Genomic DNA, 22,620 nt, shown 5'->3' with positions numbered 1-22,620 from the left:
CAAATTCATCTTTATTTAATATAATTCTTTTATTACTGTAGTTTCAAATTTAAAATACTTAGGAATATGACGCGCAATTGAATACTCAAATATTTCTGAGTTATCCAAGAATGCTGTCTGAGTTACCTCAGTTAAAAAATCATTGTCATCCATATTAAAATGACGTTTTTCTATTTCATTAGGTCTAGTTGAGTTAATACATACATGTGCACTTTGAATATTAAGTTTTAATTCTTTTTGTATGTAATAATATATAGACCCTTCAACATGCTTTAATTCTAATCCCTTTATTAAATTCAAAGGCATCCAAGTGTACTCAACTGTTCTTGGTTCCCCTTCATATAAACGAACTCTAATAATGTAGTAAATAAAATCCCCTGGATTAATATCTAGGTTTTTAGCCATTTCTTCATCACATTTAATGACATCAAACTTTTCTACAATTGAAGTTACTTCATTTCTAACTAAGCTTCTTTTCAAAGAATACAATTCGCTCATAGGTAATCTATTTACTTTTGTATTACTATTTACTATTTTCTTTACAAAGGTACCTAGCCCTCTTTTTCTCACAAGCATCCCATCAGCCACAAGGATATCTAAGGCTTTTTTCACAGTTAAAACACTACAATTATATTCCTTAGCTAATGACTCCCCATCTGGAATTTGTTCATTTACACGATATTCACCATTTATAACTTTTTCTTTTATTGAATCATATACTACTTTATATTTTGGTTTCACCTATAACACCCCTATTTATACAACCTTCTTAGTTATGTAATTTTTATTTTCCTGCCATTCTTGCTCCAGTTTCTAAGATTTTCATTACACATAATGTTTCTTCATCTTTTACCACTGGTTCTTTACCTTCTACAATTGTTGCATATAATTCATCGTAAACTCTACCATAGTCACCAACTTCTGAAGGAACCTTTTCCTCTTTAATTATTCCATCATCATCCATATAAGTTATAGTTCCATAATGCTCAAAATTATCAACCCCAAAGTCTTCATTCCCTGGCATATAAAATAATTTTAAATGTTCCTCTTGGCGATCTGGTGTTTCTTTAATAAACATACCTTTCTTTCCATATACAATAAAACTTGCTCTTCTTTTTATTCTAAAGTAACTAGACTTTACTGATACCTTTAAATTGCCATAAAATAAATCCAAGTCAAAGTAATCACTCATTTTATTTGGTCCAAGTAGACATCTAACATCATAGTTTACCTTCTCTGGCTTACCAAAATATGAAACTACTTGATCAATTGTATGACATCCATGTCCATATAAATAACTATCATAGAAAAGGAATTCCTTTGAAGCTTCTGGAGTTTCTGGACGATAATAGTCAAAGTGCATTTCAATTTCTAATAAATCACCTAATTTACCACTTTCTATTACTTTTTGTACTGTTAAGAAGTCTGAATCATATCTTCTATTTTGATAACATTGTACTAATAGTCCTTTTTCCTTTGCTAAGTCAAATATTTCTTTAGCTTCATCATAAGTCATCATAAATGGCTTCTCTACTAAAACATTTTTACCATGCTCTAAAGCCATTTTTGCATATTCATAATGAAACTTTTGCATTGTACATACAACTATCATCTGTATTTCATCATCATTCATTAGTTCATCAAGATTTGATGTATAATTTATACCCTCAATTTTCTTCCACTTTACATTTACCACATCTCTATTATAAATAGTTTTAACCTTAATATTTTTTCTTTGCATTACAAACGGTAGATGATATCTATTTACACTCTTCCCATTGCCGATATATCCAATTTTAAGCATAGAATATAACCTCACTTTCTATTAATAAAAAACTTATTAATTTTCATTATCTTATATTTAGTATAAACCTTAATTTATTAATTGTATATATCTTTTTTAATAATTATATATATGTTATATATTAAACATATATATGTTTATAATGAAATGTAATCATGAATCCTACCCTAGCAAGCTGTATCCATAAATACAAAAGAACCCATACAGGGAGAACTGTATGGGCTATATACTAATAATATTATTATAATTCAATTGTTATTTCCTCCGTATACACAGCAGTTCCAGATATAGAAACACTTATATCATTATTTACCTTAGTAACATGAACACCTACTTCACCATCACGCTTTACCTCTCCCCCCTGCTCTACTACTAGTTCAAGCTTATTCACTTCAGGAGTCAAATAAGTTATATAGTATCCACCCATAACTCCTGATGCAGTTCCTGTTACTGGGTCCTCAACTGTTCCTGAAAGTGGAGATGAAAAGTGTCTTGAATGCATGTGAGTGTGCTGTTTTGTCGTTTCCAGAGAAAAAGGATGAACTGAACAATTTGGCATATCCTTTAATACATTTGGAAATAGTTTATTTTGGGGTATCATACGTGAAAAAGCTTCTAAAGTTTTTATAGGAACAAGTAATGTCCATGTCCCTGTACTACCATAAACAATTGGACTAGATGTATCAATATCTTCAGGTCTTATCCCTATTGAATATGCCAGTTCATCAATTGAACCTTTAAAAGCCTTAAAAATAGGAGGTGCTTGCTCCATTAACACATATAACTCTTTATCCTTTTTAAATAGATCAACTTGTAGAATACCTGCCTTTGTTTCTACTCTTATATTATCACTTTTATTTATTAGCTCTTTTGATTTTAATGAATATAATGTTGCCACAGTACCATGTCCACATAAATTCATTTCATGGCCTGGTGTAAAATACCTAATCCTTAAATCCGCCTTGTCAGATTTCACAACAAAAGCAGTTTCATTAAATCCTACTCTATATGCTATTTCTTGCATTTCCTTATCTGATAAATTATCTGCATTCAAAACAACCCCTGCTGGATTCCCCTTATTAGGAGTGTTTGTAAATACATCATATTTATATACTGTTATTCTATTGTTTTTCATTTTATTTTCTCCTCTTTGCTTCATTCTATTATCCTAAGAATTCTTCTATCTTGTTATAATCACTTTCCATTAAGTACTCTGGCCATCTTTCTTTTGTTTTTATAAATAATTCCTTTCCTTTATCAAATTGTTTTTCCACAATATATTTATATATCTTTAAAAGGTTAACTCTACTCCCATACAGCGGATCCCCTTCAACTCTCTCAAATTCACCTTCATATTTTCTCATAATATTTATTGCCTTTTCCTTCTCTTTCGTATAAAAGTATACTGTTGCTAGATTTATATAATAATTTAATACTTCATTTTTCCTTAGTCTTCTCACTTCTATATCATTTACTAGTATTTCTTTACCTTTCTCAAATTCTCCCAAAAGAGAATAGGATACTGCTATATTTAATCTAATTAGGTTTTTTAAAAATTCCCCTTTTACTTTCTTTAATAATACTTCATTTTCCTCAATAGACTTTTTAATATTACCACCCTTTATAGCCTCAATTGCAATTCTATTTATCTTTTTACTATAGTGAAGACCGTATATTATATTAAAAGCTAGACTACCTATAATAATTATTGCTGCAAAAATCAAATATTGAATCATAGCTTCATCTCTTGTTAATCCAAAATAATTTTTATACAGTATTAAAATGGCTAACAGCAATATTGTAATACTAAAGAGCTTTATAAATTTTTTCATATCATCCCCCCAACTCCATTTTACCATATTTTGTAATGACATTCACTAATAGCTAATAGATCCCTAACTCCCACTTATAGATAATATAGAAATTAGCTATGGAATAAGAGTTAATAAAATTCTGTGAAAAAGGGTGTATTAGAAGCATTCTTTATCTTCTAATACACCCTATATAATATCTAGGCTAACCTATTTTTATTGATCTCATGGAAAGAGAACCATGTTCTATTTCCTTAAATATAAACTCAACATTATCTCCTTCCTCCATTAATCCTGCAATATATAATAGAGGTAAGTAATGTTCATCCGTTGGAGCAGAAAGTAAAGCTTGCCTTCCAAACTTCTTGTAATTAATTAACTTATCATCTTCACCTTTTAAAATAGCATTTGCCACAAATTCATCAAATTCAGTTGCCCAGCTATATGGGACAGAATCTACCTCTGCTTTCATCTCTCTTAAATTGTGAACTATATTTCCACTACCTAAAATTAGTATCCCTTCTTCTCTAAACTTAGATAATTTTTTGCCTAAATTATAATGATACTCTTCATTTTCTAATGCATTTAAACTTAATTGAAATACAGGTATATCCGCTTTAGGAAATATATGTTTTAAAACACACCAAGCTCCATGATCTATTCCCCAAGTTCCAGTTAGTTTAACATTATGATCTTTCAACTCTTCAAAAACCTTATTTATATAAGGCTTAGCTCCACTAGTTGAATATTTTACATTATATAATTCTTCAGGAAATCCATAAAAATCGTATATTTCTTTAGGAGAATCCTGTTCAGTTATATAAGTTCCATTTGTTACCCAATGTGCTGATATAACCATTATAGCCTTAGGTTTATCCAATTCTTCCCCTAATTTATTTAGCATTTTAGTATATGAATTTTCTACTATAGCATTCATAGGACTTCCATGTCCTATAAATAAAACTGGTTGTTTTTTAACCATCCTTATCACCTCTGTTTAACTTATCCTTGTTAATGTTAAAGTTTCTTTATTTCCTATAATAATAGGAACCTTCTCTACCTCAACATTGCTCGTATCTATTCCAAACCATTTTGCTGGTGATACAGTTAACTTCTTAATTAATAGCTTTGCACTTGTAATAAAACTATCCCATCTAGAAAGTTCACTTTCATTAGAAAGAATTTCTTCTAATAATATAAATTTAAAATCTCCCACAATGCATTTACTATTATTTCCAATCATATAATCCTTTGGAGTAAATTTAACTTCACCGCTAGAAGCAAGCTCCTGTATAACTTGGTGTAAAAAGACATTGATTTTTTGATCAATACGGAATCCTAAGTTAAATTGAATGCTGAATGCTTCATTTGGTACAATTGTTTTTACACTATATTCTTTTGTATATGGCTCATCTGTTACTCTTACATTTATAAACCAATAATATTTTGCACGTTTAGGTTGCTTATTAAATATAGAGAAAACTATTTTACTTTCAATTTTCTTATAATTTTGTGATTCAGTTAGATATACAATGTTAGTAGCATAAAGTGGTAGTTCTTTATCTTCTTTTAAAGATTTAAAGTGTTTTCTATAGGATAATATCTCAACATATTGACTAAATCTTTTTCTTATAACTGTACCATAAATCCAAATATACATAAGGAATATAAGAGCTCCTGCAATTATAATTGTAACATATCCACCATTTACAAATTTAAATAAATTAGCATATAAGAAAGCTGTTTCTATTGTCCCGAATATAACAACTACTAATACTGACATAACCTTTTTTTGCTTATTAAATTTAAGATATTGAGACAATAAAATAGTAGTCATTATCATTGTTATAGTTATTGCAAGACCATATGCTGCTTCCATATGTTCTGATTTTTGAAACTTTAAGACTAGTAGTACACATCCAACATATAGTAAATAATTTACTGCTGGTATATAAATCTTTCCCTTATCATCATTTGGATATCTAACTTGAAGCTTTGGAAACAGATTTAATTTGATAGCCTCAGATACTAGTGTAAATGATCCTGTTATAAGAGCCTGGCTAGCAATTACTGCGGCAATAGTAGCTATTATAGTTCCTGGTATGATAAACCAATTTGGCATAATTAAAAAGAATGGATTATCTTTAATTACACTTCCTTCTTGTAACATAAGCCAAGCCCCTTGGCCTAAATAATTTACTACTAAAGATATCTTTACAAATATCCAGGTATAGTGAATATTTCTTTTCCCACAATGTCCAAGATCAGAATAAAGTGCTTCTGCTCCAGTAGTACAAAGAAATACTGCTCCTAAAATATATACACTTTGAGGGCTTGTAACCAATAACTTAATACCATAATAAGGATTTATTGCTTTAATTATTTCAGGATATTGTAATACTTGACTAAATCCTAAAACTATTAGCATGGAAAACCATATAACCATCATAGGTCCAAATACTTTTCCTATTATATCTGTTCCAAATCTTTGCAATAAAAATAGTGCTGTCAATATACTTATTACAATTATAACTATCCCACTTGTTTCTAGTGGAAAAACTAAAGTTAAACCTTCTATTGCTGATGTTACAGTAACAGGTGGTGTAATCATTCCATCAGCAAGCAATGTTGCTCCACCTATAACAGCAGGTATAATTAGCCACTTGGCTTTTTTTCTTACAAGGGTATACAATGAAAATATTCCACCCTCACCTTTATTATCTGCCTCTAGGGTTAACATTACATACTTTATTGTTGTTTGTAGCGTTAATGTCCAAATTACAAGAGATACTCCCCCTAAAATAAGGTCCTTTGATACATATCCGTTATTTACTCCTAGCATTGATTTCATAACATACAATGGTGATGTACCTATATCTCCATATACAATTCCTAATGCTACTAAAAGTGATGCTATACTAATTTTTTTCTTCATTTCTTTACATTTCCCTTCCTATATCTGTCCTCAATAAATCTATTCACACAATTATAGTCCTAACTTACACTACTGTCTATTTAATAGATATAAATTTAACACAATTGTAATAAGTATAATTTACCCTATTTCTAAGTAAAATAAAAAGCCAGTAAAAAATAATTTCTACTAGCTAAGTATTGCGGAGGTACTTTGAATCTCTAGTATATTATTTTACTGGCTTCCCTATATGAAAAATAAAAGAATTGCATTGTGATAACTCTTTTATCCATAAACAAAATATAAAGTAAGAATATTTATGTTTAAGCCAGTAAAATTCAGTGAGATTTAAACTATAGGGGGATACCTTATTTAAACTTATGACTTTATTTACTGGCTATTACATAAATATTATGTACTTAACCTTTAAACTCATTGTACATCCCTTATGTGACAGTTCTGTTTCAAAATACAGTCTTTTTTATTACATAAATTATTACTATTTTCTTACTAAAGTTAAATCCCCTAAATTATAATCTCTATTTTCATTCCAGCTCCAAGGGAACTTTTAGCTCTAATACTTCCATTATGAGCTACTATAATATCATGAGCTATAGCCATTCCAAGACCTGATCCTTCTATAGCTTTAGTAGTACTAGTACCTCTATAATATCTTTCAAAAATATGCTTTAAATCCTCTTCACTGACTCCAACTCCATTATCAATTATTGATATATGAATATCACCTAAAGTATTCTTCGATATATATACATCTATAACAACATCCTTATTATTATGAATCAATGAGTTTGTAATTAGATTTATAAATACCCTTTCCATAAGGAACTTATCTATCTCTACATTAACTATCTCTTTCTCACATCTAAAATTAATAACTCTATCCTCATACTTGGTATCATTCACTATATCAATAATTGTGTGCCTCAGTAAAGATACTATATTTACTACTTCTTTATTTAAAACATACTTATTACCTTTTAATTTAGTGGATAAATTTAAATCATCAACTAGATTTTTAATATAATCAGACTTATTTATTATTACCTCTGATGACTTAATCCTTGTTTCATTATCAATATAATAATCCTTATCTGCCATAATTTCTGCATTACCTCTAATTGAAGTAAGAGGGGTCTTTATATCATGAGAAATATTTGAAATCCACTCTTCCCTCATTGTATCCAATCTCTTTCTCTCAATAGCATTCTCCTGCATCTTACTTGATAACTCGTTAATACTTCCTGCAATACCTGAGTATAATCCTCTTCTCTTTTTAAGCTTTACAAACTTTCCTTTAGATAATGAAATAACACTATTAATAATACTATTGATAGGCTTGGTTAAGTATACAGTGTACATAAGACTAATCAATAGTATAATCATTACATTAATAAAAATTAAGAAAAAGAATCCATGAGCCTCTAATACTTTACGGGGATCGTAATTAATCATTAACCTATTAATGTTACTTGGATTAAAAAATAATAAGCAGGTATAATTTTCTCCACCAATATTAACCTCATTTAAAAATAAGGTTTCCCTTCCACTTCTACTATATAAATCTACTATTTCTTTAGTACTATAACTTAATTTTGCATCATTAGGTCTATTGAAATTATATATTTCACTATTATTGCTATTTAATATTTGTAGCTTAATATCATTTTCCTTAAGATAATCTAATCCCTCTTCATGAACTTCAATATCCTTTCCATCTTTATAAATATATTTTGAAAAATCTACTGTAAAATCATTTGCTGAGGAATAGCTATATATAAATTCACTTTTGGCTAGTCCATATAACCTTACATAAATGAAGCCCACTGTTATTCCAATAATTGTTAAAACAGATATAACTAAGGTTACAAAAAAGTGTAATGTTAGCTTCCACTTCATTACCTCCCCTCCTTATTAACTAGCTTATATCCAAGTCCTATTACTGTTGTTATATACTTAGGTGAGGATGGGTCTTCTTCTATTTTCTTTCTAAGCTTTCTAATATGTACTGTAATTGTATTATCAAAGCCAAAATAGTCTTCCCCCCAAACTTCTTTACAAATTGTTTCCTTACTTATAATCTGATTTTGATTATTTGCAAGATAAACTAAAAGTTTAAACTCCTTAGCTGTTAATTCCAAAGCCTCACCATCTTTAAGAATAGAACCATTTTCTTCATCTATTTCTATATTACCTATCTTAATCAACTTATTTTTATTTTCTTCAACTATATTATTATAAATCTTAAGCCTTGCCTTAACTCTAAAAGCTACTTCCTTTGCACTAAAGGGCTTGCTTATATAATCATCTGCACCTAATGCAAATCCTAGTAATCTATCCACTTCATCTGTTTTAGCTGATATGAATAAAATTGGTATATTGGTATGTGATTTTATTTCTTTAAAAACCTCATAACCATCTGTATCAGGTAACATTATATCTAATAAAACAATATCAGGTTTCTTTGTTATTGCCATAACCTTGGCTTCTTCCCCTGTACTTGCTGTATATATATTATTAAAGCCTTCCTTTTTTAATACAGTAGAAAGCAAATCCAATATTTCTTTTTCATCATCCACTAATAAAATTTTATATTTTCCATAAGTATTATCCATAGCTTCCTCCAAATATTATTTGTAAAAATTATAGCACATCATAACTTTTCATCCTATTGATTAAAGAACTTTAAATAATGAATTAAGATGGAATTAAGACCAAGTTTATAGAGAATAAATATCAATAAGATAAAATAACATTAAGAAATCTTAAGAAAAGAGGGAACAAAATGAGTACAAATTTAAAAATAGCTTCTAGATTTATGAAATCTAACAAAGCTCAGACAACATTAATATCTTTAGGAATAGCTATTGGTGTTGCTGTTCAAATATTTTTAGGTTTATTAATTAATAACCTAAATGATAACTTATTAAATAAAACTATAGGTTCTTCATCTCAAATAACAATAACTTCTGATAATAAGGAAGATAAAATTATAAAAGATTATGAAAATATAGTTGAAGACATAAAAAGTAAAGAAGGTAATACTATAACAGATTTACTTACTGTTCTTGATACACCTGCCTTAGTTAATAATGGTGATTCAAATGATTCACTTTTAGTAAGAGGCCTAAACTATACTAAAGATAATGATATCTATGATATTACAAATAAAATTACTGAAGGAGATTTTCCTACTACTTACGGAGATGTTCTTATAGGAAAGGGAATAAGTGAGACCCTTAATCTTAAAGTTGGTGATTCCTTTACCCTAATTACATCTAGCAATAAAGAAACTCTTGTTAGAATATCAGGAATAGTAGACTTACAGGTTAAAGCACTAAATGACTCTTGGGTTTTAACTTCCATAGAATCTGCTCAAAGTTTATTTGACCAAGAAAATTCAATAACTACTATAGAAATGAAAATTGATATGGATAAGATCTTTGATGCTGATACTATTGCTTCTAATATATCAACATATATTCCAGATAACCTTAAGGTTACAAACTGGAAAGAAGATAATGGTAGCCTATTAGATGCACTTAGTGGACAACAGTCATCAAGTTTAACAATACAAGTATTCATAATAATATCTGTAACTATGAGTATTGCAGGAGTTCTAGCAATATCAGTATTACAAAAATCTAAGCAAATAGGTATTTTAAAAGCAATGGGTATCAAAAACAAGGCTGCTGCTTCTATATTCCTACTTCAAGGTCTTATATTTGGAGTTATAGGAACTACAACTGGTACAGCCCTAGGGATAATACTATTTAAAATATTTAATATTGCAGTTAAAACCTCTGATGGTAGTCCTTTAGTGCCTGGTAATATGTACTTTGGATTTATTGCAATAAGTATCTTACTTTCAATAGCTGCTTCAATAATTGCTGCTGGAGTTGCTGCAAGGAAATCACTTAAATTAGATCCAATGGATATAATCAGAAATAACTAGGAGGATAAAATTATGACAGTTTTAGAATTGAAAAATATAGATAAATCTTATGGAGATAGAATTAAAACTAAAGTTCTTCATAATATAAACTTAAAAATTAATAAAGGAGAATTTGTTGCAATTATAGGTCAAAGCGGTAGCGGTAAAAGTACAATGCTTAACCTTATGGGCACATTAGATAAACCAACCTCAGGAGAAATATATATAAATAAACAAAGGACTGATGATTTAAGTAAAAATGAATTAGCAGATGTAAGAAATAAAGATTTAGGCTTTATATTTCAATTTCACTACCTACTACCTGAATTTACAGTACTAGAAAATGTACTAATGCCTTACCTTATATCTGGAGACAAGGTAAATAAAGAAATTAAAGCTAGGGCAGATGAACTACTAGATCTTGTTGGCCTAAGTAAGGTTAAAAATAATTTAGCTACAGACCTTTCTGGAGGACAACAGCAAAGGGCTGCTATTGCAAGATCCTTAATAAATAATCCTAAAATAATATTAGCTGATGAGCCTACTGGTAACTTAGATTCAAATACTACTAATGATATTTATAACTTATTAAGAGATATTAATGATAAATATGATACAACCTTTATTATAATAACTCATGATAATAAGATAGCTGAAAAAGCTGATAGAGTTATAGAGGTATTCGATGGTAAAATTCAAAATGATACTACTTCATATAAGGTAAAACTATCTTCATAGATATAAAATAAAAAAGGAAGGATTAATAAAGCTTTAATCCTTCCCTTTTTATATGTAAATATAACTCTATTTCTCTACTTATTTAAATTCGCCATTCATAAATTTATATATAGTATAATATAAGACTTCTTGATCAATAGGTTTTGAAATATGTGAATTCATCCCACTTTTCAATGCCTGTTCTACATCTTCACCAAAGGCATTTGCTGTAATTGCAATTATTGGTATAGTTTTAGCATCTTTATGACTAGATTTCCGTATTGCCTCTGTTGCTTCATAGACATCTAAAATAGGCATCTGTATCAATATTTTCAGTAAAAATATCAAAATAAACAATCTTATTTGTCTCTAAGAATTACTAGTTCTTAATCTTTAGTATCTCAATTACTAAATAAAGTTCCTAACTTATATCTGAATATATTGTAGCTAACTCTTTAAATTTATATGCTATTGTTTTAAAAGATTCCTTTAACATAGGAGAGAATACACCACACTCATCATTTATAATCATATCCATAGCTTTCTCATGGCTATATGCTTCCTTATATGGTCTTTTAGTTGTAAGTGCATCATAACAATCAGCTATAGATACAACCTGAGCACAAAGAGGTATTTCATTCCCCTTTAATCCTTCCGGATAGCCCTTACCATCCCACTTCTCATGATGATAATGACAAATATTATAACAATAATTTAAATACTCATCATCCTCATTCTTATCTAATAAGTTTAAAATTTCACAACCCTTTATAGCATGAGTTTTCATTACTTCAAACTCCTCTTTCGTAAGCTTTCCAGGCTTTAGTAAAATAGCATCGGGAATGGCTATCTTTCCTATATCATGCATTGTGGATGCAGATGATATCATTTCAATTAACTCATCTGTTAATTTATATTTAGGATATTTTTCTCTAATAACCTTTAATAATTCATATGTAAAATAACGAATACGCTTAATATGTTTACCTGACTCCATATCTCTATATTCAATAATTGTGCCTAGAATATCAATCATATTATTATTAATATTATTAATTCTCTCAGCTTGCCTCATTAACTTATCATTTTGTTCCTTTATCATACTAACTTGAACTTCTATTAATTCTTCCATTTCATTTTTATGATTATAAAGTTCAACTAAATTATTTACACGCCTCTTAATTATATAAGGATTAAATGGTTTCTTTATAATATCAGAAGCTCCCAGTTCATGGCCTTTTTCCTCGTACTCATCAGAATCACATGCAGTTATAAAAACAACTGGAATATGTTTTAATACATTCTCCTCCTTTAGCCTTCTTATTATTTGAAATCCATCCATTCTAGGCATAATAATATCTAATAAAATAAGTGCAAGATTTTCTCTATGTTCATCTATCAGCCCAAGGGCTTCTTCTCCACTTTTTGCTTCTATAATTCTATAACTATCCATAAGTAATTCACTTAAAATAATTCTATTCGTTTCTATATCATCTACAATAAGAATTGTATCTCGCTTTGACATTCCACCCCTCCTAGCAGTTTTAAACCTCTTTAATTAGTGTAATTACCTTAATATACTCTTCTCTTAATTTTTCCCTCATATCCTCTAAATTATTATATTTTCCTTCTCTTAACATCCCTAATATTTCTGCTGAAATTTTAGAAAGTTCAACAAATCCTAAATTACTACATAACCCTTTTAATGTATGGGAATACATTTCCGCATCCTTATAATCCTTATTATTTAAACTATTCATTAGATCTTCATAGTTTTTATCACTCAAAAATTTTACTAAAATTTTTTTATAAAGTTCTAAATTATTGCAAAATCTATTTATTGTACCTTCAGTATCTACTCCTATTGATTTTAGCTTTAATATAAAATTCCCTGTCATATTATCTATCTCACTTTCTTTTTTATCCAATCCTTATTGGTTTATTTAATATTTCATCCAATATCCTATACAGCTTATCTACATCAATTGGCTTTGATAAATGACCATTCATACCACTTTCTATAGACTTCTCCATATCCTTATCAAATGCATTTGCTGTCATAGCAACTATTGCTACAGAATGTGAATCTTCCCTTTCAAGATTTCTAATACCCTTTGTAGCCTCGATACCATCCATAATTGGCATACAAATATCCATAAGAATAATATCATAATAGTAGGGTGGTTTATCTCTAAACCTCTCCACTGCCATTAATCCATTCTCTGCTTCATCTACTTTAAAAGATGCCATCTCTAGAATTGTCTTTGCAATCTCCATATTTATGCTATTATCATCTACTAATAAAACTCTTTTACCACTAAAGTTATATTCCTTTTTCTCTGAATTCTCTATTTCTTCCTTTACCTCAATTATTTCATCTGATTTTTCACTCAAGTCAAAGCCAATTGAAAAGAAAAACTTAGATCCCTTATCAATTTCGCTTGTAACCTCTAAATTTCCTTTCATAAGTTCAACTAAATTACTACTTATAGAAAGTCCTAATCCTGTTCCCTTTGATATTTTCCCCCTATTATTGTCTTGTTCAAAGGACTTAAAAATACGGCTCAAATTCTTTTCATTTATCCCAATCCCTGTATCCTCTACACTAAACTTCATTACTGCATAATCATCTTCATGTAAGGTCTGCTTAACACTTACTCTAACTTCACCGCCATCTTCAGTAAACTTAATAGCATTACCAACAATATTTACTAATACCTGACTTAATTTAAGTTCATCTCCAAATAGTATATTGTCCTCATATTCTTTTTGTATTGTAAATATAATCCCCTTTTCATCAGCCTGAGGATGCATTAATATCTCTAACTCATTTAATGACTCATCCAAATTAAATTCTTGATTTACTACTGTCATCTTTCCACTCTCAATCTTTGACATATCTAATATATCATTTACCAAAGATAGTAGATATTTAGTTGATATCTCAATTTTATTTAAACAATCTGTTATCTTATTTTTATCATGAACCATTTTCTTTGCTATATTAGTCATTCCTATAATACCGTTCATTGGTGTACGTATTTCATGGGACATCCTAGATAGAAAATCTGTCTTTGCTCTACTTGCACTATTTGCATTCTCTTTAACTATATAAGGTGATATTATTTTTGTAACTTCTCTTAAATCTCTTTTTATTTCATCAGTCCATATAAATTTACTTGAGTTCGTTTCAAATACAATTGATCCCTTATACCGACCTTCTTCATACATTGCTGCTTTTAACCTGGACTTAAGCCAATTTTTATGCCTAATATTATTCTCTTTCACTGATAATCCATCTTTGTCATAATCTTCGCTTAGATATTTATACTCTTTTTTTTCTAAATAACGACTTACTTTTAACTCCGAAGCATCTTCATACCTTCCCCATTGATAACTTACTTTAGAACTTAAATAATCTAAATTTATCTCAAATATTCTAGCTCTGTCTAATTTAAACTCATTACCAACTCTTGCCAATATCATATTTATTCCACTTGGAATATCCTTAGTATTTTCTAAAATACTAAAGGCAAATGAAAGTAAATCCTCGCTATTTTTTCTATATTTACTTAGAACTTCATTAATAACAATATTGTCTAACGTAATATCTTTACAGCTTTCATCTAACTCTTCTATCTCATCAAAAAAAACTTGAAATTTTCCCCTTTTAAATTTCTCTACATATCTTAATGCTTTATATGCTGATAAATACAATTCTTCATATTTACTTGAATTATCTGTAGTTGAAATACCAATACTACTTGATACAGTAAGTTCCTTTTTTTCACCTGAGTATATTTTACTTATTCTCCTACTAATATTTTCTCCAATAGCTTCAATCTTCTCCTTTCTAGTATCTTTTATAAATACTAGAAATTCATCTCCACCTAACCGTACTAGAATGCTTTTTTCATCAGTCTCTTCCCTTAAGATTTCTCCAACATTTCTCAAAACTTCATTTGCAAAAACAAATCCATATTCATCATTTAACTTCTGAAAATAATCCATATCTATAATCATTAATGCACAAACTTCATAACTTGGCATATTATCAATATAGGACTTTATTAAAGATTCTCCATGTGCCTTTGTATATAAATTTGTTAATGAATCTTTTCTAGCTAACTCCCTTAGTTTCTCTTTTTTCCCAAGCTCATCTAATTTAAAATCTGTAATATCTGTATAAGCTGCTTGGATTACTTCAATATTATCCTCATTAATTACCCTACTAATCTTTGAATGAATCCATTTAATTTCTCCACTACCTGATATAATACGATATTCGCAACTCTTAAATCCTCTACCTAACTTGGCATCACTTATTTTTTTACGAACTACTGGAAGGTCTTCTTCATAAATTATAGATTCAATACAATTGTCAAATTTCTCTTTAAATTCTTCCTTTGAATACCCATATATATAATAAGTACCTTCATTTGCATTTAAAATCCTCATCTTATCCTTATCATCATATTGAACCAATCCACCTCCTATTGAGGAATATATTGATTGCAAAAATCTCTCGTTTTTCTCTATCGTTTTATATAACTTTTCCCTTGCTTCCTCTTGTCTCTTTTCTATATCTATATCCTTGATACAGATAATTATTTTTATTATCCTTCCCTCTTCCACAATAGGTGTTATTACACAATAGAACCAGTTATAAATACCTTTCCTCGTCATAGCCCTATATTCTAAATCTAACCTTTCTTCCCCCGCATCTATTGATCTCTTAATACTTCTAAGACAAAAACTCTTCATATATTTTCTCACATCTTCTGGATGACATGCCTCATATCCATAGTTTATAGCTTCGCTATAATTTTTAGGAGCCCATAATTTTGCAAATCCTAACTTATCAATATATACTGTAAAACTATCTTCTATCAAATCAAATTCAAATACAAAATCATAATTACTATATATTTCAGTACGATATCTATAGATAGTATTCATATATGAATCTTTCAGATCTAATATTTCTTCCACTATACCCTCAGGAGACATTCCTTGAAATTTATTTAAGAGTTCTATTTTTGTATTATCCCTAGTTATATCCCTCTTTAAAATATCTACTATCTTAGTTGTAGTATTTTTTCTATATCCCATATCAGCCTCACTTTCTATGTAATCAAACACTATTCAAATAGATTTTACTATTATTTTATTTAAACTTAAATTATTTTTTTAATTAAATTAAGTAATCTTTTGAAATATATATTTTACTATACTATATTCGATAGTATCTTTTTAGTCTTTATAGCTTTTTAATATTGAAATATAAAAACCCATGTTTTATAACATGGGGAATCTCCTATTAATATAGCTTTTCTTATGATATACTTATGTGCATAATAAGTATTTTTTATACAAAAGAGCTATCTCAAATATCTGAGATAGCTCTTTAAATTGACTTTACTCTTTTTATATATTTATTTTATAGAATCTATTTATTTATCTCACTTATATCTAATTTAAATTCATCAATTATCTCCCATTCACCCCAAGGATCCTGTGGATTTTCTGGTGTAATATGTGCCTTTACCTTCACAGTCAACTCTTTTGCATTTTCATCTAATTTTCTTGCCTTACCTTCGCTTTCTAATTGCTTCACATCATCTCTATCTACAATTCTAATTGAACCTTCACTTTTCATTCCCCATGTATTACCAGTTATCTCATTTCCATATTCATCTGTTACTACTAGTTGGATATTTGATTTATTCATATCTGTAATTTCACTATTTTCTTTTAAATCCTTTTTATAATAGAACTTATTAACTACTGAAGTCATAGATAATTTTTCTATAGTAACTTTATCACCATTCTTTAAAGTATACTCCTTATTTATCGGTATATATTTTATTGATTCCTGGTAAGCCTTGTTATCAACTTCGAATTCTAATGTCCCTATCTTCTCTTTAGTTGACTTTAGTATCATTTCATTATTATCACCATCTATTTCATTTTCAGCTGCCTTCGAATCATATCTATATACATCTAATTTCACATTAAATGTATCTCCTAACTCAAGTTTATCTAAATCTATACAAGCTGCTATTCCAAGTTTATAATCATCCTCTGTTACTTCACTCATTTCAACATTTCTATTCTCAACCTTTTTATCATTAATGTATACTTCATAATCAGTAATATATCTGTACTCCTCTATATTTTCAGCTCTCTCTATGTTCTTATATATCTTAAATAAATCACCATCTCTAACAGCCTTAGCCAAACTAACTTTAAATCCATCCTTTTCTACAGAACCATTAATTATTTTTTCATACTTAGATTCTGGATCTAGGTATGTTATATTTTCTGTATTATAATTCCCCTTAATACCAAGGGACTTTGCCACCTCTGCAAATACCACTTGACCTCCAGTAGTCTGCAATAATCCAATAGTAACTATAAACACCATTCCACTAGCAATAACTACCTTCTTAACAGACTTCTTGAATTTTCCACCTACATTCAATGAACTCTTAAACTTTTTCTTATATTTCTTTTTTTCCAAATCTGTCATTTCCTCTATTTCATATTTATTTAAATCTACTTCTGCATCATTCATCATTTCGAAAAACTTTTTATCCATTCCTTCTCGCCCGTCCCCTCTACTAATTTAAAGTTACTTCTTATTTTTTTCTTACCTCTTGAGACCCTGTTATATATAACATTCTTCTGAATTCCTGTCATAATACTTACCTCGTCCATCATCCTATCTTCTACGTAAAGTTCTATAAACAACTCTCTATCTTTCTCCTTAAGACAACTTAATAATTCATCTAAGTCCTTTCGTAAATCATCATTTATTATATTTTCTGCACATTTATCATCTATTGCTATATTTAAATCATCAATATTCTCATAACAAATGCCTTTAAGGTATTTTCTCTTATAATCTATTGCCTTAAATTTAGTAATACCAGCAATCCAGTTTCTTAATTCACTTCTAGTAGAATCGTAGCTATCTATATTCCTCCAAATAGATAGAAGAACATCATTCACACATTCATCCTGAACACTTGATAAATTTGATAAATGCTTTTTTGAAATAGATTGTATTATCCCAAGATAATTATCTATTATATAATCCATGGCCCTTGGATTTTTCTTTTTTATCTGCTCTATAAAGTTCATCTCATTTATCTTCATAAATTTTTATTCCCTTCTTTTTATCCTATAGGATTTTTTACCCTTCACTTAGTACTACGTTATCCAGATAAATTTTCTATCAAAATTATATTAAGTTTCTTTTATATTCTAATTATACCTTTAATACCCATACAAATAAAAGCAGTAGCTAGCCTTGCATTCACAAAGCTAACTACTGCTTTTAACTATTATTTAATATATTAAATCTCTATATAGTTTTCATTTTCATCCACTTTAAATAATGGAAGTCTTTTTATAAAAATAATATCCTCTCTCTCTGAAGAATCCCCTTCAGCTAAAATTGCTGCCTTTGCTTTAATGATACCTCCAACTTTTTCAACTAAGCTTTCAACAGCCTTTAATGACTCCCCAGTTGAAATAACATCATCAATAATAGCAACATTTTTTCCCTTAAGCTTTTCTGCATCAATCTTATCTAAACATAAAAATTGCTTCTTCTGAGTAGTAATTGATTCTACTTCTTCTGTTATTGGTGAATCCATGTAAGCTTTAATACTTTTTCTAGCTACAATAAATTCCTTCATACCTAAAACTTTTGATATTTCATAAGCTAGAGGTATCCCCTTTGCTTCTGCAGTAACAATAACATCTATATCCTTTAATCTATCTGCTATTACAGGTGCAACTGTTTGTACTAATTCTGTATCCCCTAGTATTACAAAACTTGCAATAGCTAAATCCTCTTTAATTTTCATTAAAGGTAACTCTCTTTTTAATGAAAGTAATTCCAAATTATATGTATTCATATTAACTTACCCCCTAAAATAATGCTGTAGCAAACCTTGCTATAACTCCCGCTAGCATTCCGAAGAATGGATCACTTATTGCTGTTACTCCCATAGTAACTCCACCTACAAAACTGTCTGCTCCTGCTAATGCAGCTGCTGCATTTCCTGGTACTGTTACTAAAATTCCTAGTACAAATAGGAAACCACTAATTGATTGTGAAGGTACATACTTCCCTATCTTTGGTAGTAATCCAAAGAATAATATAGCAGCCATAATTACCATCATTATTATACCTGCTGCTAATGGATGTGGTGCACTTCCTGTTGCAGATATTATCGATTCTACTGGTGCCCCACCAAATAATGAAGAAAACATATCAGCTACACTACTAATAACAGAAAGATGATCAATATTAACTTCAGTATTAGCCATGCTTCCAGTAATTTGTCCAAAGGCTATATTAGAACCAATATTTAAGCATACCATTCCAAGAGCCCCTCTTAATATTCTTCCATTAAAACCAAGCTTACGCTTTTCTATTTTTTCCTTTGGTATTTCAACATTTCTCATTTCTTTATCAAGAATATTTCCAACAATACTTGAAATAACTACTGAAATAGTAATAGTTAGAACTAAATCACTTGAAGCAAAATATATAATTACTGCAGTAGCAATTGATATTATACTTACAACTTTAGCACTCTTAATCATATCCATAGATACTTTAGCTAACATTATTCCAACACCAGCCATCATACCTGATGTAATTGTTGGTCCTATAAAATCTACAATCTTACTTAAAAATCCGAACATTCCTATGAAGGTCATAATAGCAGCTCCAATGAATATCATTGAAAGTCTCTCTTTCATATTCTTACCAGCAGTTCCTGCATATGTTATAGTCTCTGCTTGGAAAGAAATTGGTGCCACAGAACCTGTTAATAAATTTCCAACTGCTCCTATTAAAAAAGCAAATGCTGTTGGAATTGAGGCAAAGCCGAATGTTAACGCCAATAATCCTTGTGGTAAGCCATTTAGAATAACTCCTAAAATTGCTAAAAAGTCAGTAAAAATATCTGACATAATACTTGTCCCCCTTTTAAATTGTCAAATTACCTCTTAGTAATACATATCTCATAATTATGATAGCCTTTATTTAGCCCCAAGAAACATATGGATTATCTTACTAGAAATATATCAGTATATAATTTTTCCCAACTCCATAATAACACTTACTTCGAACATTTTCAACATAATTTTATTTATTATACGTATTTATTCGAATATTCTACTTATATCTCACTACCAATAATCTTATTTTTTATAAAAATTAAAACTAGGTATTTCTTAAATCTCTTTTAGAAATACCTAGCTTTTAGTCTATATTATTTATCAAGTAAACCTTCTATTACTTCTTCTAACTTTTCTGGTTCATAAGTTGGTGCAAATCTATTAATAACATTCCCATCTTTATCAACTAAGAACTTAGTAAAGTTCCACTTAATATCGTCTCCAGTTGTTTCAAATCCTAGACTTGATAATTTATTATATAACCCCTTAGATGCATCATCTTCTGTAGCACTAGGTGCTTCTTTCTTTAAGAACTTATATAATTCATCTGCATTGTCTCCATTTACATCTATCTTTCCAAAAGTCTTGAAAGTTGTTCCATAATTTAATGTACAAAACTTAACTATCTCCTCATTATCTCCAGGCGCTTGATCAAAGAATTGATTACAAGGAAAGTCTAATATTTCAAAACCTTTATCTTTATACTTATCATAAATCTTTTGAAGCCCTTCATATTGTGGTGTAAATCCACAACCAGTTGCTGTATTAACAATTAAAAGAACCTTTCCTTTATAATCTTCCAATGAGATTATATTACCTTTAGTATCTTTTACTTTAAAATCATATATCATTTTAATTTCTCCTTTTTTAATATTTTTCTTATTATTTATGTATTTTTATTATCTACTATTCCTTTTCTAAGTTATATTTTCACTAAATTACTCTATACCATATCTATTCTCCGACTTAAAATCACTAGGATACCTCTTTGATATAGTAAGCTTTTTATTTTTATCTATACCTGCATAAAACACATCTGAAGCACTCGAAATCTTATTTCCTTTAAGCTTATTTTCTAGCCACTCTTTATCTACACCTGCTGCCTCTAAATTTCTTTCTATTATCTTCCCATCTATTATTATATCCTTTAATAATCCACTACTTTTTACTTCTATATTCATATCCTTAGGGGCTATTGGCTTGCTATCTGCTTTAACTAATACAGATAATTTCCCATCTCTCTCCATTATTGCATATTCAACATCAGATAAATTAAAGGTATGCTTTTCTCTAAGCTTCATCATAAGTTCATTTATTGTTATCCTAAGTTTTTTCATATTCATATCTAAAATTCTTCCATTCTCAACTAATATAACAGGCTCTGAGTTTAGTATCTTTCTTAGTTTAAGGCTTTTTATACTTACATAGCTTGTTAATATAGTTAAAATCGAAAATAATATTAATGCTATAACACCAGAGATTGTAGCTGAATCTTTATCAATTATAATACTAGCAATGATAGACCCCATAGAAACACTCATTATAAGATCAAAAAAGTTCATATGAGAAATAAGTTTTGTACCTACTCTTCTACTTAAGAATAATGATAATAAATATACTGCAACAGTCTTTATTATTGTCATTAGATAAACATTGTTCATACTTTAAATAGCTCCTTATCTCTTAAGTTTCATATAGTTTATCTTTACCTAAAAAATTCTATTGATACATTACTTAAAATACTTTAATAAATAAGGCAATTTATAAATAATATTCGTTATTTATAAATTGCCCTATTTCACTTAATTCTTTATTTTTACCTTTTTGAATATCTCAAAATAACGATACCCTTATCAGTAATATACTGATCTAAATGTAAATCTATCTTAGGGTTATCCCCTAAAAATAAAGGTCTACCTTTTCCTAAAATAGTAGGAATTATTCCTATTATATATTCATCAATAATCTCTGCTTTAATAAAATTATCTATAAGAACTCCTCCGCCAAATAAGAAGATATCTTTACCTTCCTTTTTTCGCTCTTCTTCTATTACTTTACATAAATCATCCTTTATAAAATGTATATTGTCATAGTCTTCTAATTCTTGTGATGTTGCTACATATACCTTTTTATCCTTAAAGTCATTGTGGAAGTTTTGATCATAGCAGCTTTTTCCCATAACTACCACATCTATACCCTTTAAAAATTCATCATAATCCCATTTATTTTCCGTATCTAATTTATCATCACCATCTCCAACTATCCACTCATACCCACCATCTTCTGAAGCTATGTAACCATCTATACTCATTGCTAAGTTTAGTATTATTTTTCTATTCATCCTATTTTATTACCTCCAAAAATGTTTTATTATTTCTTAGTAGAACCTTAATTTTCTTCGTTGCTACTTTACAAACAATATTATAACTTATAATATAAA

21 protein-coding genes are annotated in these 22,620 nt (G+C 28.8%); 2 read left to right on the top strand and 19 right to left on the bottom strand.

From position 1 onward, the window contains the following. Nucleotides 1–15: 15 nt before the first annotated feature. The 8 genes from ACSYT2_RS01400 to ACSYT2_RS01365 form a co-directional block, all read right to left on the bottom strand. Entirely contained in the window at nt 16–741 is a 726-nt protein-coding gene (locus ACSYT2_RS01400; RefSeq protein ID WP_430858177.1) for a GntR family transcriptional regulator, read from the bottom strand. Nucleotides 742–784: 43 nt separating this feature from the next. Continuing rightward, a complete protein-coding gene (locus tag ACSYT2_RS01395) occupies nt 785–1,804 on the bottom strand; it encodes an oxidoreductase (protein WP_438382920.1) in 1,020 nt (339 codons plus the stop codon). Nucleotides 1,805–2,045: 241 nt separating this feature from the next. Continuing rightward, nucleotides 2,046–2,939, bottom strand: a complete 894-nt coding sequence (locus ACSYT2_RS01390) for a PhzF family phenazine biosynthesis isomerase (RefSeq protein ID WP_430858175.1) — start codon at nt 2,937–2,939, stop codon at nt 2,046–2,048. 28 nt (nt 2,940–2,967) lie between these two features. Continuing rightward, on the bottom strand, nt 2,968–3,636 hold the full coding sequence (locus ACSYT2_RS01385; protein WP_430858174.1) for a hypothetical protein: 669 nt from the start codon (nt 3,634–3,636) through the stop codon (nt 2,968–2,970). 184 nt (nt 3,637–3,820) lie between these two features. Next, nucleotides 3,821–4,597, bottom strand: a complete 777-nt coding sequence (gene ygiD / locus ACSYT2_RS01380; protein WP_438382917.1) for a 4,5-DOPA-extradiol-dioxygenase — start codon at nt 4,595–4,597, stop codon at nt 3,821–3,823. 15 nt (nt 4,598–4,612) lie between these two features. Next, the gene (locus tag ACSYT2_RS01375) at nt 4,613–6,550 is read right to left on the bottom strand and encodes a KUP/HAK/KT family potassium transporter (protein ID WP_430858172.1); all 1,938 of its coding nucleotides are present in this window, start codon (nt 6,548–6,550) and stop codon (nt 4,613–4,615) included. Nucleotides 6,551–7,054: 504 nt separating this feature from the next. After that, complete coding sequence (locus tag ACSYT2_RS01370; protein WP_438382915.1) at nt 7,055–8,446, bottom strand: sensor histidine kinase; 1,392 nt, start codon at nt 8,444–8,446, stop codon at nt 7,055–7,057. Next, a complete protein-coding gene (locus ACSYT2_RS01365; protein WP_430858170.1) occupies nt 8,446–9,162 on the bottom strand; it encodes a response regulator transcription factor in 717 nt (238 codons plus the stop codon). The genes ACSYT2_RS01370 and ACSYT2_RS01365 overlap by 1 nt, the downstream gene beginning before the upstream one ends. Before the next feature lie 170 nt (nt 9,163–9,332). Here ACSYT2_RS01365 and ACSYT2_RS01360 point away from each other — a divergent pair, with 170 nt between their 5' ends. Both ACSYT2_RS01360 and ACSYT2_RS01355 read left to right on the top strand, forming a co-directional pair. Next, complete coding sequence (locus ACSYT2_RS01360; RefSeq protein ID WP_438382912.1) at nt 9,333–10,502, top strand: ABC transporter permease; 1,170 nt, start codon at nt 9,333–9,335, stop codon at nt 10,500–10,502. A gap of 9 nt (nt 10,503–10,511) precedes the next feature. Beyond that, on the top strand, nt 10,512–11,219 hold the full coding sequence (locus tag ACSYT2_RS01355; protein WP_438384986.1) for an ABC transporter ATP-binding protein: 708 nt from the start codon (nt 10,512–10,514) through the stop codon (nt 11,217–11,219). A 78-nt stretch (nt 11,220–11,297) separates the two neighbouring features. Here the strand turns inward: ACSYT2_RS01355 and ACSYT2_RS01350 are convergent, their stop codons facing one another. From ACSYT2_RS01350 to ACSYT2_RS01300, 11 genes are all read right to left on the bottom strand, one after another. Next, a complete protein-coding gene (locus ACSYT2_RS01350; RefSeq protein WP_430858168.1) occupies nt 11,298–11,516 on the bottom strand; it encodes a response regulator in 219 nt (72 codons plus the stop codon). A gap of 103 nt (nt 11,517–11,619) precedes the next feature. Next, a complete protein-coding gene (locus ACSYT2_RS01345) occupies nt 11,620–12,723 on the bottom strand; it encodes a response regulator (RefSeq protein WP_438382911.1) in 1,104 nt (367 codons plus the stop codon). 19 nt (nt 12,724–12,742) lie between these two features. Further along, nucleotides 12,743–13,126, bottom strand: coding sequence for an Hpt domain-containing protein (locus ACSYT2_RS01340; protein ID WP_430858166.1), 384 nt, complete (start codon nt 13,124–13,126; stop codon nt 12,743–12,745). Next, nucleotides 13,119–16,310 carry a diguanylate cyclase domain-containing protein gene (locus ACSYT2_RS01335; RefSeq protein WP_430858165.1) on the bottom strand — a complete coding sequence of 1,064 codons (3,192 nt, stop codon included), beginning with the start codon at nt 16,308–16,310 and terminating at the stop codon, nt 13,119–13,121. Before ACSYT2_RS01335 ends, ACSYT2_RS01340 begins: the two co-directional genes overlap by 8 nt. Nucleotides 16,311–16,647: 337 nt before the next feature. Next, nucleotides 16,648–17,799 carry a DUF5643 domain-containing protein gene (locus ACSYT2_RS01330; RefSeq protein ID WP_430858164.1) on the bottom strand — a complete coding sequence of 384 codons (1,152 nt, stop codon included), beginning with the start codon at nt 17,797–17,799 and terminating at the stop codon, nt 16,648–16,650. Further along, nucleotides 17,775–18,359: a sigma-70 family RNA polymerase sigma factor gene (locus tag ACSYT2_RS01325; RefSeq protein WP_438382909.1), complete on the bottom strand. Its 585-nt coding sequence runs from the start codon at nt 18,357–18,359 to the stop codon at nt 17,775–17,777. The genes ACSYT2_RS01330 and ACSYT2_RS01325 overlap by 25 nt, the downstream gene beginning before the upstream one ends. Nucleotides 18,360–18,559: 200 nt before the next feature. Further along, nucleotides 18,560–19,126 (bottom strand): phosphoribosyltransferase family protein, encoded by a 567-nt coding sequence (locus ACSYT2_RS01320; RefSeq protein ID WP_438382908.1) that lies wholly within the window; start codon nt 19,124–19,126, stop codon nt 18,560–18,562. A 13-nt stretch (nt 19,127–19,139) separates the two neighbouring features. Then, nucleotides 19,140–20,192 (bottom strand): NCS2 family permease, encoded by a 1,053-nt coding sequence (locus ACSYT2_RS01315; RefSeq protein WP_438382906.1) that lies wholly within the window; start codon nt 20,190–20,192, stop codon nt 19,140–19,142. A 302-nt stretch (nt 20,193–20,494) separates the two neighbouring features. Next, complete coding sequence (locus ACSYT2_RS01310) at nt 20,495–21,031, bottom strand: glutathione peroxidase (protein WP_430858160.1); 537 nt, start codon at nt 21,029–21,031, stop codon at nt 20,495–20,497. A gap of 87 nt (nt 21,032–21,118) precedes the next feature. Then, nucleotides 21,119–21,841, bottom strand: a complete 723-nt coding sequence (locus tag ACSYT2_RS01305; RefSeq protein WP_430858159.1) for a DUF421 domain-containing protein — start codon at nt 21,839–21,841, stop codon at nt 21,119–21,121. Between the two features lie 155 nt (nt 21,842–21,996). Further along, entirely contained in the window at nt 21,997–22,521 is a 525-nt protein-coding gene (locus ACSYT2_RS01300) for a dihydrofolate reductase family protein (protein WP_438382903.1), read from the bottom strand. Between the last annotated feature and the right edge of the window lie 99 nt (nt 22,522–22,620).

It is taken from the genome of Clostridium zhoujianii, assembly GCF_051590805.1.
Taxonomy (GTDB): domain Bacteria; phylum Bacillota; class Clostridia; order Clostridiales; family Clostridiaceae; genus Clostridium.
The sequence above is the reverse complement of the archived record's forward strand: the minus strand, read 5'-3'. Positions and strand labels throughout refer to the sequence as shown.